The sequence below is a fragment of the Emticicia sp. 17c genome (assembly GCF_037153985.1).
Classification (GTDB): Bacteria; Bacteroidota; Bacteroidia; order Cytophagales; family Spirosomataceae; genus Emticicia.
In genome coordinates this window covers 26,405-43,856 of record NZ_JBBAYI010000019.1, presented here as the reverse complement: position 1 = coordinate 43,856, position 17,452 = coordinate 26,405, and the positions used below count along the sequence as shown (strand labels likewise).

Below are 17,452 nucleotides of genomic sequence, written 5' to 3'. Positions count from 1 at the left end.
ACTACTGCTATAATCACAACTTGTAAGACTTACAGGACATCCATAGGCGTTTACTGTGGTGCCCAAGGCTGTGTTAGGACACAAATCCTTGTCATCAGTCACGCCATCCCCATCCGTATCTGGAGCTACTGCTTGTGCATAAAGCCTTAATGATAAAGTCATTATCATTAAAACTGGCAACCAGAACTTCAATATTTTATAATTAATTATCATCAAATTAATATTTATGAGGCTGCCCTCTATTGCCATTAACTATAACAAACAGATTGCAATTCTTAACTGTATTTTAGGGTTTTGATAACTCCGGTGCTGTAATGTTACATGGATTACACTGGGTACCTGTATTATTATAATTTGATTGATAATATTCTACTCCTGCTCCGGCTTCTAACGAATTTTTAAAATCACTTCCACTCATACCTGCTGCGGATGACGATGGGTCTGTATTATTAATAAATAATCTTACTCCATCAGCGCATGTACCTCCGGGTAAAGTGAAAGTAAATAATAAGGTCTCTACCCCACTTGTAAAATTGATACCCGCACCTGCACTAGTAATTGGATGGAAATCATTTGCAGGTTGAGCAGCCGGAGCATATACTGGTACTCCTTCTTCTGACCAAGTTCCTCCTGCTATTGGTGTGACAGTTAGTTTTGAGTCTGCCACGGAACTGGGTACAACTATTGAAATTTGTGATGCTCCCAAGTTAAAGTTACTTTGTGTAAAACTTGGTTTTGCATAAACTTCATATTGGCTATTTGTTGAATTCCATTTCACGGTAAGCTGAACATTTGACTGCCCAAAACTTGTTAAACCAATCATTATTAATACAATAAACAATATATTCTTTTTCATCTTTTTTAAAGTTTTTATCTGAATAACTGATTTTTTACAACTTAATTAATACAGTATTAGGTCATGGAATTTGCTCTAAAAACAAGTCATAATTATACGCTTTGGCTATGTTAAGCCCTACATATAGATTTATTACGTTGTTTAAAATAAAATTAGCATCGTTACCAGAGCCTCTATATTTTACTTTTGCATCCATATTAATATCTCCTAATGAATACACTGGTGTAGCCAAATCATAATTATATGTTTGTGCAGAATTGGCCGGATATGTCAAAACTTGATTTAATATGAGACTCTGGTCGTTACCACTGCCAGTATATTTGACTTTAGTATTTGCATTTGCATTTCCTGCCCATAGTGCCTTCTTGCCATTTACGTCTACTTGTTCATATCCGTCATATGAAGCACTGTTATATAATTGTGTTGAGCTCATAGTTGTGAAATCAATAGTAGTAACTGTTGAAGTCATCGATATTGCATTTGCAGTCATTACACCTAAGTGATTACGATGTTTGATTGCTACATAATAACTTTTACCTGCTTCTCCTATGAAAGACAATGGAGAAACACCGTCTATTGCCTCCACAACATCACCATCTCGTTGTACTAATGCAGCTTTTGTAACCATAATTACTGTCGGATTAGTGGCATCTCTCAACTCTACCAAAACCCAATCAACAATCGCATCATTACCCGTTACATTTAATACGCCTGCTCCCACTACTTCATTACCTGTATGATTTAGCCGAGGATATGTTGCTCCCAAGTTGGTATATGGCTGCGTATTAGGAATTACTCCTGTTGCTCTTAAATCGTCTCTCATGATTGTACCAGTCGTTCCAAATAAAGCTCCTTGAAGTAATACTTTTACACCCAATTTTGCATTTGCTGTAGCATCTCCTCTGGTATTGGGTAATCCATCTACCGGAGTTAATATCCCATCTCCATCCGGATCACAATTACTGACACAATCCACTCTCCCATCTCCATTAGCATCCAGTGAACTCGATATGCCCCCTTCTGCCAAATCACTTGTCCCATCATTATCACTATCTAAGTCATAGGGGTCTGAACCGCCTGTACCATCCGTATTAGGTGGGGTCAATCCATTCCCTGCCGTAGAAGCAATACCTGCCGAATTTACAGCACCATCAGCCATACCATCTCCGTTCGTGTCTGTTCCATGTGCCTCTATTACATCATTGATCCCATCATTATCAGAATCTAAATCCAACGAATTCGGTACCCCGTCACCATCACAATCCGAATTCGACGTGGTTGACCCTGTTATACCCGTACAACTCGCTGAAATCTCTACAGTGTCTAAAATACCATCGTTGTCATCGTCCAAATCTATGCTATCTGCTATCCCATCTCCGTCTGTGTCTGTAGCATCTCCTCTGGTATTGGGTAATCCATCTACCGGAGTTAATATCCCATCTCCATCCGGATCACAATTACTGACACAATCCACTCTCCCATCTCCATTAGCATCCAGTGAACTCGATATGCCCCCTTCTGCCAAATCACTTGTCCCATCATTATCACTATCTAAGTCATAGGGGTCTGAACCGCCTGTACCATCCGTATTAGGTGGGGTCAATCCATTCCCTGCCGTAGAAGCAATACCTGCCGAATTTACAGCACCATCAGCCATACCATCTCCGTTCGTGTCTGTTCCATGTGCCTCTATTACATCATTGATCCCATCATTATCAGAATCTAAATCCAACGAATTCGGTACCCCGTCACCATCACAATCCGAATTCGACGTGGTTGACCCTGTTATACCCGTACAACTCGCTGAAATCTCTACAGTGTCTAAAATACCATCGTTGTCATCGTCCAAATCTATGCTATCTGCTATCCCATCTCCGTCTGTGTCTGTAGTATTACAATTATTAATCGTAACTTTCACAGGGGTTGATGTTGGACTATAACAGTTATTAGTCGCATCAAAATATGCAGCATAATATGTTCCTGCTCCTACTGATGATGGATTTGATACTTTATTGGATGCGGTAGCTGGTGTACCTGTGTGCCAAGTAATAGTTGTTCCGTTCGGAGCTGTACTTGTGCTATGCGTTGTTAAATCAACCGTTGTAGCCGAACAAGCATTTTGTGCACATACTGCTACATACACAGGTTGAGATGTCGGACTATAACAATTATTAGTTGCATCAAAATATGCAGCGTAATAAGTACCCGGACCTACGGAGGCCGGATTGAGTACTTTATTAGCCGAGGTTGCGGTACTTCCTGTATGCCATGTAACCGTTGTCCCGCTTGGAGGAGTTCCAGAGCTATGTGTTACAAGGCTTGCAGTACCTGAAGGACAGGAATCTACAATTACCTGCCCGAAAGTACTCCAACTATAACAAAATAGTAAAAGTATCCCCCAAAGTACTCTTCGATATTTGTATAAATATTTATTCATTTTAAAATCGGTTTATTAACTTAACCAGCTAAGATTTAATGCCTATTTGCTATTCTTCGCTGAGTTTTTCGGCACAATTAAAACCCTTGTTTTGATAAGAACTTAATTCACGCTTGGCGGTGTAGTTCCTGCTGCACAACTACTTGTTGCCCCTAATACATATAGGTAGTAATTGTTTGATTGTACAGTACAAGAACTTGTAACAATACTAACATTGTAAATACCACCCGTAGATGTGGAGTAAGAAGCCGATGTGGCTCCGCCTATAGGTGTAGCTGTACCGCTTGTTGCATTATTCCATTGATATGATGTACCAGAGGTATTACTTGCATTAAGCGTTACGCTTGTGCCTGAGCTAACAACAACCGATTGCGGTGTTTGTGTATTACAGGTTCCGTTGTTAAATGCTGCGTAGTATGTTCCCGGAGTACTGGTTGTATACGTGTTTGATGTTGCGCCAGAAATGGCAGCCCCATCTTTATACCACTGATAATTAGTACCCCCAGAAGCAGCTTGTAATACTACTGAGCTCCCCCCACTGAATTGCGCAAAGCTTGTTACAGAGAGCAGAAAAAATGTTATTAGTAAAAAGAATCTTTCCATGTTTATAAATGCGTTTATTTGTCTATAACTAAAGATTATTATATATAAATTTGTGTTATATTCTTCATTGATGTACCTCCAACCATTTTTTCAACTCCTCTACACTCTTGGGCTTTGCTACTATATTCATGGCTTCATCAACCAAGAAAAACGTAGGTGTGCCGTATACATAATAACTTTCTGTGGTTGGTGCTTTCCAGTTTCGTCCTACGTAATGGCTAATCCAAGGATTGGTACTTGCTATAAGCTTATGTATATCTGCGTTATCCTCCATTCCCATAGCTACCACTTCTACATCCTGTTTCTTTAATTGGGAATAATATGCTTTTAGCTGGGGGATTTCTTGCTTACAATGGTCACACCAGCTACCCCAAAAAACAATAAGCTTATATTTGCTATTTATATCACTTATAAATTTGCCATTATCCAGCAGTTGGTCAGGCGCAGGGCTTCCTATACGCATAATGCTTAGTTGTTGCATTTGGCGTTTTATTCTTCCTGAAATACCATCACCATTTTCCTGAAAATCATCGCATTCTTCTATGGTGGCCAAGGCTTTTTGACTAAAATATTCTGCTATATCTGGCCTCCCTGAAATATTTTGCAGAACAGTTATAATTTCCTCAATATATTCGTTTCGGAATGGGCTATTTGATAACCGGCTAACTATAAAATCAGTTGAGTGCTGGTGCCCCCCTGGTAAAACATTCGACAGGCTATAGTAGCTATAAAAAAATCTATGTATGATACCCCAATGCATAAGAATATCTGTTTGCAAGTCAATACTCTTTTCCATCTCTTTTTGAGCAACTCTTAGTTGCTCCTGAGAAGGGGGGCTTTGTACTTGCAACAGGGCGTTTGTGGATTCTAACGCTGTTTCTGCTCGTAAATAAGTGCGAGCCATGTCAGGGTAAGTTTCCATAGTAGCATAAAATTTATTTTTTTCTACCTGCAATTTGCCTAGTTCGGATAATACCGATTTTTTGAAACTACTACTATCCGCATAAAACTCTTTCAGTTTTACTAAGCTTTGTTCTTGCTCATTATACAAGCCACTAACCTGTTTATAAAAATTATAAAAACTGGTTGGACTGTTTTTAGTAAAGGAGATTCTATTTTGTTCTATACTCACATATAAACTATCTCCTTGTAGTAATAGGGGAATCTCTTGGGGTTGACCTTGCTGTTGATATTTTATCCAACCTAAACCTCTATACCCAGTCGGGTATTTAAGAGCAATTTCATTGTTTATATCCGATACACTTGCTGTATCAAAAGTTTGAGTATTATGCCCATTATATCCACCTAATACTACCTCCTTGAGGCCTTTTATATACACTTGTGCATAGCTACTGATTGTTACTTGTAAAATAAGCGCTATTACAAAGACACCCCTTTTCATATCTTTTCTAATTTTATAATTTACAAACCCTTAGATCTGTCACGTATGCTGGTGTTGTGTAGACATTACGACCCGTTATATAGAAAGTCGACGATGTAAACCCTGCAGGAATAGACAAATTTATCGTAAAAAGACTCCAAGTATCTGCAGTTAATGACAGTGGGTCTGATACACTAACCGCTTGACCAAAAGGATTGTTGTTCTTTGGATCATCACTTGGTGTTGGTGCTAATACTTGTCCAAAAGCTGCCCAAAGCTGAACTCCTGCGCCTGACCCTCTACCATAAAATGAAACTTGATAATTGACTGAGACAGTACCTGAATTTGTAATAACAATTGGTTGGGCAACTACCATCTGTGTGGGTACATTAGATGAAGATGGTATGCCATTCCAAATAAATTTTATAGGGGTCGTAGCACCTATTAAGCCTGAGTATTTTGTACCGCTAGGAGGTGGTGGTACTCCAACTGAAGAAAGCAAAACACCCTTATACATCATAACCAAGCCAGTCATGCTATAGTTAGTTCCTGATAATGTGTACCAATCAGGGGTAAAAGTATTTGTGCCTGTTGTGTAGGTTAGAAATTTAGGATTACATATTAGGTTATCGCCCGAGGCACAAGTTCCGTCACTTGCCTGACAACTATACGTTCCATTAGCGATAAGTGCATTGTTTTTTACCTCTGTACCTGAACCCGCCGGAAAGGCTCCTGTGGAACTAATTGCTGTAAATGTGCCGTCTGTTACGAACTGACAACTGTTACTCGCTTTGGTTGACCCACTCGCACTATTGGCTATTACTGTCCAGTAATAAAAAGTACTGGCTTTCAGAGCATTGCTTGGTATGCTTAGGCTCGTGCCAGTAACTGTTGTTGTGGCTAAATTCTGTGTGAAGTTAGCATCAGTAGCTATCATAATTGTGTAGCTAGTAGCACCCGTAGCAGCTGCCCAAGATAAAGTTAGCGGTGAGGTTACCTGCCCACCGCCACAAGTAGGCGATGAGATAGTAAAACTACCTGGCCCATTACAGGTTGAACATGGTATGGTTGGTAAGGTTACCGTTGTTTGGCCCATTGTGTATATTCCAAAACACAATGTCAAGAAACTTATTAATGATAATCGTAGAAAAATATTTTTCATACTTATTTGTAATAATGCTTTGTAAATAAATCGCTTACCTAATTAACCTGCCGGCAGGCTATCTTAACTTTATAATTTACAAACCCTCAAATCTGTAATATATATATCTGCGCTAGCGTTTGGACTATATAAGAAAAAAGCTGAGGTTGTAAACCCTGCAGGAAAACTAATTGTAGTTGTAGCCAGAGACCAAGAAGATGTTGAAGTTGTAACTGCACTAGAGGATGTACCTCGTTGGGTATATCCAGCGGTTTGTGTTGGTGTTGCATAAAAATAATCTATTGAAGGCAGATTACCTGTTATAGCTACTACACGGCTAACAAAACCTCCTATGACAGAACCACCGCCTTTTCCGTAAAAGGAAAGTTGATAATTATCAGCAACTGCTTTTGAATTTGTAAGAACCATAGGTTGTGTAAGTACTCTTACTGCATATACGGGGGCGCTTAGAACGTAGCTAGGCCATATATAATTCATTGCAGGGGTAATAGCAGTTTGAGTGGAATTATTCCCCTGTATTATTCCTGCTGATTGAGTACCACTTGGAGGGGGCCCTTGCGCTAGTGCAGATAAACTCGACCCACAACACGCAATTGATATGCCCCAAAAACCATTCTGACCAGTAGCACCTGACGTCCAATAAGGAGTATAAGTTCCGCCCCCTTGTATATAGGTACTAAATTTAGGATTACATACTAGATTATCTCCTGAGGCACAGGTACCGTCTCCTTTTTGGCATGACATAGACCCGCTTGCAAGAAAATCAGTAATCCCCTTTTCGTCTGGAGAACCTGCAGGAAATCCGCCTGTCGGTGTGGTTGACGTAAAAGTGGCATCTGTCACGAACTGGCAATTACTACTCGCTTTGGTTGAACCACTCGCACTGTTGGCTATTACTGTCCAATAATAAAAAGTACTGGCTTTCAAGGCAACACTTGGTATGCTCAGGCTCGTGCCAGTAACACTTGTTATGGCAAGGTTTTGAGTAAAATTAGCATCGGTAGCTATCATAACTGTATAACTACTGGCACCCGTAGCTGCTGCCCATGACAGTGTTAATGGGGAGGTTACCTGCCCACCCCCACAAGTAGGCGATGAGATAGTAAAACTACCTGGCCCATTACAGGTTGAACACGGTATGGTTGGTAAGGTTACCGTTGTTTGGCCCATTGTGTATATTCCAAAACATAGTGTCAAGAAACTAATTAATGACAATCGTAGAAAAACTTTTTCCATATTTATAAATTTTATGAATTATTACTATTAATCTTAAATAAATGGCAAGTTGTATGAGTTCTTATAACAATGTGTGAATAGAGAGAATACTAGGGATATAATGTTCAAAACCCAAGTTTTTTACGTATAGGGGCATATAATGCTGATAGCAATACCAACACCTCCTAAAAGTAGGATAAGAAAGTTTTTTTTTCTTTTTGGGTTTGTCTGTTAAAAAATACTCTTAACAAGTATTAGATAACTAACTTAAGACGAGCAAATGTATGCCCGAACATTTTGCAAAAAAGACATAAGTACAAACCAATAAGACCAAAGGAGGAAAACAGCAAGTAAAAAGAACCTACAATATGGCACACACCCAATTAAAAAGTAGCTTGAAACATATTTTGAAGCATATCAACTAAAGAACGAGAGAAGGGAGGGCAACCGACAAAGAATCTGCCAAAAAGACAAAAAAGTCTTTTCTGAGAAAGGTTTTGCCCGATACGATTTTTCGGTTTTTTCGCAAAAACTATACCATATTATATAAAAAGAGCGAAATATCCGCTCTTTTATATCGTTCTGATCCCTAATTCCATTAAATCTAAATGGACGTTTTGAAGTTCTTAAGTAAACCAATAAATTGGGATCTAATACAGGTGAAATACAAACTTTTAATTTAAATGCCTATGTATGTACTTACATATTTACTTTGCACGGCTTTTTCATATACTGCTTGCTTCTTTTAAAGAGGAGTACATGGTAATAACCAACATTTATTGACTGTTTTGGAGGCGTTTATTGTAAAAGCTTACAAAATCTTCACAAAGCCTTTACAATATTTTTAGTTATCGCATCAATTTTCTTAAATTAAGAAAGAGATTTTATTTATCTCTTGAAAAGGTGCTATTATCACCTGCGAAAATTATCTGTAAAACTTTTGGGCATATAGCAGATTCACGTATGGAGGGATACTCTATAAGAGTGTATTATGAGAATCCCCCATACATTAGTTGTTATGGATATGCAGCCCCGCGTTACTATTTACTATCAATTATACCCCATTACTATTTGTTGCAAAGCTATGGAGCATACACTAAAAAAAAAGACATTTAAACACTTAAAAAAGACATATTTTATTAGCATGGGATGTTTTATCATTCACGAATGAATAGAAATATCACCCTAATTAACAAACGAGTAGGTATTCAGGAGTTATCAAAGAAGCGTGTATTATTTTATGAATTTTGGGTAATCTGTTTTAAAAAAAGAGCTATATAGGGAATCTTATTTTGCTACACCATCATTTAAGTTCAGTATTCCTTTTATAGAATTTCATAACTACCCGAATTTTTTCTTCTGGCATTAATTCCATTTTAAGCATAGTATTATTTTTATTAGCGTAAGTTTTCATTAAGATTACGCCTAAACCAATGCCATATTGGCCAACAACAGTATCGAGTTGGTTATTAAATATCTTATTTATTAAATCTACCTTTAAATTATCTATGGTTTTGTAGTTGTTTTCGACTATTACTTCAGCCATATTCTCATCACTAGATTCAACGATTACTTTTATAGATGATGCTTCTTTTGAGTGTTTTTTCGCATTTGTAAGAGCATTTCTAAAAACTACTTCAAAACACTTCTGGCTTGTATTAATAAAGGTTTCTTGGGCACCTTTCTCAAAAGAAATTGTGTTATTTTTTTTCTTTAATGCAGGTTTGATTTCTTCTATTATACCCTGAATTTCTTCAGTAATATTAACTATGCTAGGAGTTGTATCAATATTATAACCATTGTTAACTCCCCAGTCAAGCACATTATTAACTAGTTGGCTAGCATGGCAAGAAAGCCACCCTATTTGATTTGTAATTTTGGTTATCTCTTGAGGTTCGTTTTTAATAATTAAATAATTTAGTACCGTACTTGCTTTTAAGAGGGAGTCTATCGAGCCTCTAATATCATGTGTAAAAATAGTATAGAATTGATCTCTAAACAGATTCAGCTCCATAATTTTACGATTTGTTCTCCGTATCTTAAATAATAGTAGTAATAGTAATGAGATTAGAAAAATAGTTATTATTAAAAAAAATAAAAGCCTTTGTTTCTTGGTTGAAAGATTTTTGATTTCCAGTTCACTTTTTTCATAGTTATACTTAGCTCTCATTTCTATCAATGATTTATCCTTCGTGTCTTTAGCATCTAAAGTTTTATAATAAATAATACTGTCCGAAAGAGCTGTGGCTAATTTATAATCTTGTGTATTCTTAGCAAAGTTTCTGAAATTATTAAAAATATTTAGTATACGTTCATATCGAGTGATATTGGCATGATGCGATTCAAAGTCTTTGGGGATCTGGTAATAGTAATTCAAAGAGTTAGTAAAAGATTTTAACGCTAATTCATTTTCTTTTAGTTTTTCATATCCTGTTCCCATAAGGTTATAAACATAACTTAACAGGTATGGATTTTTTTTATCAATTTCTTTAATTAAATCTTCACCTAAAGCTACGGCTTGTAAATATTTATTGGTAATTATTAAATATTCCATCTTATAAAGATCAATCCAAACCTTCGCATAATGTAGTTCTGGAAACTTTTTAGTTAATAACTCCATATCATTTAATAATGTAGCTAATTTATCTTGATTGATATGGCTTTGACGAATAACTAACATTGTTTTCATCATAAGTAATGCTATCTTATCATGTGGGTTATTTGAGGTTTTAAGTAGTTTTTCTGCATAATCTATATATTTATTAGAAATTGAATTATCCTCAAGTGACCTTGAATTGAAGAAAACTAAGCTTTGATATAACGCTACATAATATTGTGTATGGAAATCATCAAATTCAGAAAGTAGTAGTTGCGCTTTTGCAAAATATTTTTGTCCTTCTTCTACTTTCAAAGCATTATTAAAGAGAAGTGCTTTTATATAATAATAGAAAATCTGTCCACTTTTGTTGTTTAGCTTGATGCTTAATTGGCCAATTTCCTCAATAACATTATTGGGATACGATTGCCAAATATATGTTTTTTGTAGTATAATCAGGTTTTTTAGTCGCTGTGGAGTAGGTTTTATATTATTATGTAGCCATAGTTTAATGCTATCTATATTATTAGTTGGGTTTGTATCCTTAAATAAATTTTCCTGAGCTATTGAGCTATTTAAAGAAAGACAAAAAACAAAATAAGAAGTTAATAGTGGCTTGCTTTTTCCCTTTAACAAATATAACATTTTAGATTGAGGATTTAATTTCTGATTAAAATAGTTGATTCAAGTAAAATAAAAAAAGATTCGTAAAAGTTCAATTTTGTAGCTTTCTTACCTTACTTCCTACAACAAACAAACATCATACTAACCCTGAGCAAAGATAGTACAAAAAGACATACAGTCCCATACCCATAAATAAAAAACGAGTTTATACCCTCATTTTTAATCTATACGTACAAAAACGTTGGCATGTTGCTATAAATGTGTTGGTAAGTAAATATTAAATTTAAGAGTATGTAATATGGTACTCTCTGAAGATGAAGACCTTGAGCGAATTATTAATGAAGTAAGCAAAATATCACTAACATACTTGCCTATTATAGTAGTAAAATATACGTAATTATTTATTAGAAGACTTTTGTTTAATCTGTAACTAAAAAACACTTCTAGCTAAGAATGCGATTAAAAATCTGGCTACTTTATTTAATACTGAATCGTTTTTTTATACTCAATAATCATTTTTATTAATTTATCACAATCATCAATAGTATTCATTGATTTTGCAAAACTGATTATTTTTTCTTTCGTTTTATTAGTACTATTTTCTCTTTTCTCTGTCAATTTTTCTTCTTTATCTACTTTATTCAAAATGTCTTTAGCAACTTCCTCTGCTCTTTTTTCATCTTTGAGTTTTCCTATTTCGATTATATCAGTTTTATTAAAATTTGCTTTGCCTTGTAGTACTTTATTTTTTAAATCGGTCGGTAATAAATCAAGGCCTCTGGCAAAGTCAGCATCTCTTCTAATGGTTTTTTCTCCTACATTAAATTGTTCAGCCAATTTTTCAGAAAGAGATATTTTTCTTACCGAGTGGTCATTTTGACCATCCGGTAATTGCACACTACTTCCAGTTAAATTCTCCGGTTGGTCATTTTGACCACTCGGTAAATTTTCGGATTGAAACTTTCCACTTTTATCTCGTTGAACATTATTTTTTTTCAAGGAATTATACTTTAATCCTCGTAAATATGACATTTGCTCTGGAGAAAGGTTTCTACGCCCTAACTGGTGGTCAATCATGAAATCATGTACCTTATCAAGGTTTTCAAACTCAACTACACTTATCTTAAAATCGACCTTGAATTTTTGGCAAATTTCATACCGGTTATGACCATCTATTAGTATATAAAGCAGCTCTTCCGAATCCTGAGAGGTAGCATCTATTACGCCTTTATTAGTTTCCCAAATAATAATCGGGTCTTTGCACCCAAACTCTAAAATATTTTGCTCTAGCTGTTTTTTTTCTTCTGGTAAAAGAGGCGGAATAAACTTTTTTATACTTTCCAGTATTGTTATATTTTTTTTAACTCTTTCCGTTTGTGAATATGTAGGTTGTGGCGTAGAGGCTTTTGTTTCTATCATCGCCGACATAAAATTCTTTCCCATTGCTATTTAATAATTCTAGATATTGAAAAACTCTTTAGCTAATTCGGTGTATTGTTGCGCCGCCGATGACTTAGGAGCGTAAGTAAAGATGTCTTTTTGTGCTACTTGTGACTGCTGTATTATTGTAGTCCTTTCAATAAATACATTAAAAATCGGAATATGCTTATACTCTTTTTTCACATAGTCAATAATTTGCCGGTGAACCAACGTGTTTTCTGTAACCATTGTAAATAAAATACCTTTCACAATCAATGAAGGGTTAGATTCTTCTCTTACCTCGTAGATTCTATTGAATAAACTGTCTACTCCATACAATGCGGAGACTTCAGGCTGGAGAGGAATAATACAAATATCTGATGCGACAAGCGCATTTGTAGTAAATATATTTAAGGCTGGGGGGCAATCAATGATAATAAAGTCAAACTGGTCACTTACTTTCTGAAGTCTATTTTTGAGTCTCTTTTCATTACCTATTGAATTAATCAACTCAAGCTCTCTGTATGCCATTTTAATATTTGAAGGAGCCAAGTATAAATTATCCTCTAACATTTGTATAGCTAACTCCTCTTTTCCCAGCATAGCGTCAATTACCTGAACCTCTGGATTATGCACACCACAGCATTGTGAAGTATTTCCTTGTGAATCAAAATCTACTAATAAAACTTTAAATCCTGACAAGGCAAGTGCCTTACCAAGATTAATTGTAGTAGTAGTTTTTCCTACTCCACCTTTATGATTAACGATTGAAAGAATCTTTGCTTTAGAAAATAAAATATCAGCGTAACCATATTCTCGTAATACAGGTTCTAATAACTGGCAGTGTTTTTCGTTTAATTTTAAAGTACCACTAACCGCTTTATGCAACGTACGAGATGGTAAACCTGACTCTTTTTCAATCTGCGAAAGATTTAGAGCAGATTTCTGTTTTAGAAATTTAAGGGCTTTTTCAGGAGTTATCATTTTAGGAATACTTTTACACAAAAGTATAAAAAATATCCTAAATATTTTTTTTTGTACAAATTTTATCTTGTCTTTTTCCTTCCTTTCTCACTAAAACCTAAACTTTTCGCAATGTATGCCGTTGGGTTATCAACATCCTTTCTAAGTCCATTATAGATTTCACTATCAATTTTCAAAAATAAAGACCATTTTTCAGGATCCGCCATGATTTCAGCCTGCTGTTGACGGGTGAAAGAATACTCATTCAATAATCGCATAATATAGTCTTTTTGTTGCATCGGAGTTGCTTGCTTGAAAGTCTCGGCTTCAGTAGTAATAGCTTCAAGTGCAAGTTCAAGTTCTGATTTTACTTCAAACAATAATTCAACAATTCGCTTCCCTTCTTTTTTTGAGGGTTTATAAGTAAATATAATCCCTGCTTTTTCTCTGAGTTCCTTCTGTGAAGAATCTAAAGCCCAACGCCTTATTTCGTTGAAAGTATAACTATCTGGGCAGTTAAACATAAATTTTAATTTATTAACCGAATAATTGAACTTTCTTTGTTTACGACCAATATGTAGCATTATTATCTCATACATACGCTGTGCATATATTGAGCCTAATGATAACATTATATCAATGCTATATTTTGTAAAATGCTTCCCTAATTCAATAAAAAATGGCACAACTGAACTATTCATTACTACTTCTAAAAAATCTTTTTTATTAATTTTTCTAAGAAGTACTTCTGTAAAAGGGACTATTAAATGATAATATGTTTCATCAGACGATGAGGACGCTTTATCTATCAAAGTAATTCTTTTAGTAAGAATTGATTGAGCTGCCTTTTTTACTTTTGCATGATTGGTTTCAGTTAGCTCAGTAAATGGAATTACAAAATGAATATTATGCCCATTCCATGTTTTAGCAACATTCCCTAGCTGATTAATTACATTTACTACAATCTTTTTCTCAATTTCACTGAACTCCTGACGGCTTTCAGTAATTGGATTAGGCTGGTAATTATCGGGACGTTTAGTAAAATGTATTATTGGCGCTTTGATTATTTTCATTCCTTTAAATTTATTTAATAGTTATTCCAAATCTCCGTTTTTGTAAGTTTTCAGACTTAATATTTTACTTTAAAACACTGAGTTTTGGGGCCTATTTGTTTAATTTTAAATCAATATGGGTATTTATTTTTTTTCTTATTCTAAATCTCCGTTTTACATACTTAATATTTCACTTTATACATGCGATTATTAATCGCCTAAGAGCCTTAAAATGCAATATATTCACAAAAACGGAGAAAAAAAATCAACATCTCCGTTTTTAAATAATAAAATATATTCCAAACCTCCGTTTTCTCTATTCCAAACCTCCGTTTTAATCAATACATATCTTATTCCAAATCTCCGTTTGTATTATTCCAAATCTCCGTTTTCCCTTTATAACTCACTAATTATTAAGTAGTTACAGGCCTCCTAAATCATCAAATTATTTTATATTGATAAATAATCTAAATCTTGATGGTAATGTATTTAAGGTAAAAAAGGTATAAATTTTTAGAGTTATCCACAGATTTTCAAAAAAACAACACAAGTTCTACAACATCAAAAAAGGGGAGGGGGGCCGGGGCGCACCTAGAGCTAACCCTCTTTTCAACCCTCATAATTTATAAACTAATGGCTAATAGGTTATTGCTAAACTTTTTTTTAGCTCTTTTACATAGCTTCTTCCAATATCAATTCGAATATCATTAGACAAAACAATATGATGGCTAGATAAGGCCTTTATATGAAAGCTATTAACCAAAAAACTTTTATGAACTCTAATAAAAGCTTCATTCAGGTTTTCTTGAAAACTTGCCAAAGATTTCTTCAATGCCAGCTTCCTTTTTCTGGTATATAAAAAAGTATAATTTCTTTCGACTTCTATGTATAGGACATCATCCAAAAAGATTTTCTCGTATACGTTTTCAAAATTCTTTATTAAAATATATGGCTTATTATACTTACTCGCTTTATTATTTTCAATGTCATAAAAAATATTCTCAATGGAAGAAATTAGAGACAACGCCTGAAATGGCTTTACCAAATAATTTACCTGTTGAATACTATTAATTTTCTTATACAACTCTTTATCTTTCGAGTTAGTAATGATAATAATTGGGATATTATAGCCCTGTAACTTTTTCACTAAGTCAATACCTGTAAGTTTTCCTTCCAAGAAAATATCAGAAATTATTAAATCAGGTGGGGCAGTGGCACACTCATTTAGTGCATCTTCAACAGTTTTTACACTTGAGAAATTAAGGAAAGACGCTTCTTCTAATACAATTTTTATCCATATCGTATAGATATCATCGTCCTCCACAAGTAAGATTTTTTTAGCAGTTAATGACATAGCCTTAGCAATAGTTAATAATCTCAGCTGTTTTTTGACTATTGATACTCATTGCTTAAATTTTTGAGGATCAGAACCACAAAATTAAATTGGCTCAACCTCTAACAATTGTATCAAATAACTTTTTTGTTTCTCTTTGAAAATTAAAAACTTCCATTCATCGCCAATTTTAGGCACTTCATCCCCAAATTAGGTGCGAACGTATTTATTATTTAGACCAAAAAAACAAAATTTGCCCTTATCAAAATGGACAAATAATATATCAAAAAGAACATTATCTATCCTATGGAACATCTTAATATAAGCTTTATAAATAATACGTGCGAAATATTTTCTGAGCATCAGAAAATACCTTTTAACATTATTACAACGGGGATTCTTGGTTCTTTTTCTTATACGAATGAACCATTTATACAGAGTATAAGCTCTGATAGCTCTGGGTTTGGAAATACATTATTAATACAAATTAGTAAAATAATTGGGAAGAAATATTCCCCTTTAAATTCAACAGAAAAGAAACATTATTTGAACTTACGTTTGGCATTAAACGAATCCTTTTTCAATCAAACTATATCAGAAGTCTTCAAGTTTGACACAAAAACTACTTCATTTAGTTTTGAAACATTAAAAGAAAATAAAAAACAACTAGAAAAGTTAGTTGTCGATACGCTAAACAATAGGCTTTCCGATATTGAAATTACACTAACTAACATTAGGCTAAAGGACGCTTTTTTCAAATTATGGTGTACTCAGTTTACCTACGACCTAATTAATGAATCGGTTGATTACTTTATGCCAGAAATAAGTGCTAATTATAGTTTCAAAATAGAAGACATCCAAAATATAAAAAAATTGGAAAAAGAACTAAGGGGACCTACCAATAAATCTATTCCAACAATTTCGGAAATGTCTGAAATTGTTGGAATGAGTTCAACGAAATTTAAAAAGATTTTTAAATGTGTACTAGGTTACAGCCCTCACCAATATGTTTTAGAAGTAAGAGCAAAGAGAGCAAAAGAGTTATTAGAACTAAACCAATTTACGATTACAGAAATAGCTTATAAAGTAGGATTTAACTATCCATCAGGATTAACGCGGTTGATTAAAAATAAATATAGAGTATCTCCACAAGAAATCGTGAAACGAAGAAGTATTGAAAAAACTAAATAAATGAGATACTGCCATTAAACGGTTTACCTAACTATGCTCAAGGTGCATAAACTAAAAAAAGCAAATTAGGTTTTATTAAGTCATGCGTTTATAGGTATACGTTTTTTGCAAAACGTAGTGGATATTCTCATTTTAAAGTTATAACCTATAACTAGTAACTTCTTGGAAAGGATAATACTAAATCAGGATACAAACATAAAATTGTGATAAAAATAAGATTTGGTTTTACAAACAAACTATCCTAATACTTAATCTAGCTTTCAACTATGTCAGTTTTTATCTATGATTTCTTAGCAACAAAGAATATGAGAAAAATTATTATAAAGTTTCTCAAGCAATTAGCCAAGTTACTCCTCTTAGCTATTATAGCCCCTATAAGATTCACATATAGATTTATAATAAGGTATCTCAAACAATTTGCTTGGTTAATCCTTTTACTTATAATTGGGACTGCGTTACTGGGTTTGTAAAATACTGTGCTAAAGCCAATCTTATTTAATGCAATTTATCGGCTTTATTAGCAAAAAATAAGCCTTTTTTGTTAATAATTAATTGTTCCATATAAAATAACTTTGTATACAAAGTAAATCTTCGCCCATTATAAAATTGGTAGAAGAGCA

13 protein-coding genes are annotated in these 17,452 nt (G+C 34.3%); 1 reads left to right on the top strand and 12 read right to left on the bottom strand.

Annotated features, from left to right (window positions below):
• The 12 genes from WAA15_RS23180 to WAA15_RS23125 all read right to left on the bottom strand — a co-directional run.
• Nucleotides 1–213 (bottom strand): hypothetical protein (locus tag WAA15_RS23180; protein WP_337045237.1); only part of this gene is annotated, 213 nt, incomplete at its 3' end.
• Nucleotides 214–286: 73 nt separating this feature from the next.
• Complete coding sequence (locus WAA15_RS23175) at nucleotides 287–856, bottom strand: hypothetical protein (protein WP_337045236.1); 570 nt, start codon at nucleotides 854–856, stop codon at nucleotides 287–289.
• Nucleotides 857–917: 61 nt separating this feature from the next.
• Nucleotides 918–3,293, bottom strand: a complete 2,376-nt coding sequence (locus WAA15_RS23170) for a hypothetical protein (protein WP_337045235.1) — start codon at nucleotides 3,291–3,293, stop codon at nucleotides 918–920.
• Between the two features lie 102 nt (nucleotides 3,294–3,395).
• The gene (locus WAA15_RS23165; RefSeq protein WP_337045234.1) at nucleotides 3,396–3,896 is read right to left on the bottom strand and encodes a hypothetical protein; all 501 of its coding nucleotides are present in this window, start codon (nucleotides 3,894–3,896) and stop codon (nucleotides 3,396–3,398) included.
• Nucleotides 3,897–3,960: 64 nt separating this feature from the next.
• Nucleotides 3,961–5,298, bottom strand: a complete 1,338-nt coding sequence (locus WAA15_RS23160) for a TlpA family protein disulfide reductase (protein ID WP_337045233.1) — start codon at nucleotides 5,296–5,298, stop codon at nucleotides 3,961–3,963.
• 13 nt (nucleotides 5,299–5,311) lie between these two features.
• Nucleotides 5,312–6,373 (bottom strand): hypothetical protein, encoded by a 1,062-nt coding sequence (locus WAA15_RS23155; protein ID WP_337045232.1) that lies wholly within the window; start codon nucleotides 6,371–6,373, stop codon nucleotides 5,312–5,314.
• A 135-nt stretch (nucleotides 6,374–6,508) separates the two neighbouring features.
• Nucleotides 6,509–7,675, bottom strand: a complete 1,167-nt coding sequence (locus WAA15_RS23150) for a hypothetical protein (RefSeq protein WP_337045231.1) — start codon at nucleotides 7,673–7,675, stop codon at nucleotides 6,509–6,511.
• Nucleotides 7,676–8,957: 1,282 nt separating this feature from the next.
• Entirely contained in the window at nucleotides 8,958–10,895 is a 1,938-nt protein-coding gene (locus WAA15_RS23145; RefSeq protein ID WP_337045230.1) for an ATP-binding protein, read from the bottom strand.
• Between the two features lie 459 nt (nucleotides 10,896–11,354).
• Nucleotides 11,355–12,317: a hypothetical protein gene (locus WAA15_RS23140; RefSeq protein ID WP_337045229.1), complete on the bottom strand. Its 963-nt coding sequence runs from the start codon at nucleotides 12,315–12,317 to the stop codon at nucleotides 11,355–11,357.
• A 15-nt stretch (nucleotides 12,318–12,332) separates the two neighbouring features.
• Nucleotides 12,333–13,277, bottom strand: coding sequence for a ParA family protein (locus WAA15_RS23135; RefSeq protein WP_337045228.1), 945 nt, complete (start codon nucleotides 13,275–13,277; stop codon nucleotides 12,333–12,335).
• Nucleotides 13,278–13,339: 62 nt separating this feature from the next.
• Nucleotides 13,340–14,329, bottom strand: a complete 990-nt coding sequence (locus WAA15_RS23130; RefSeq protein WP_337045227.1) for a replication initiation protein — start codon at nucleotides 14,327–14,329, stop codon at nucleotides 13,340–13,342.
• A gap of 616 nt (nucleotides 14,330–14,945) precedes the next feature.
• A complete protein-coding gene (locus WAA15_RS23125) occupies nucleotides 14,946–15,662 on the bottom strand; it encodes a LytR/AlgR family response regulator transcription factor (RefSeq protein WP_337045226.1) in 717 nt (238 codons plus the stop codon).
• 285 nt (nucleotides 15,663–15,947) lie between these two features.
• On the opposite strand from WAA15_RS23125, the gene WAA15_RS23120 reads away from it, so the two are divergent.
• Nucleotides 15,948–16,832, top strand: coding sequence for a helix-turn-helix domain-containing protein (locus tag WAA15_RS23120; RefSeq protein WP_337045225.1), 885 nt, complete (start codon nucleotides 15,948–15,950; stop codon nucleotides 16,830–16,832).
• Nucleotides 16,833–17,452 lie beyond the last annotated feature (620 nt).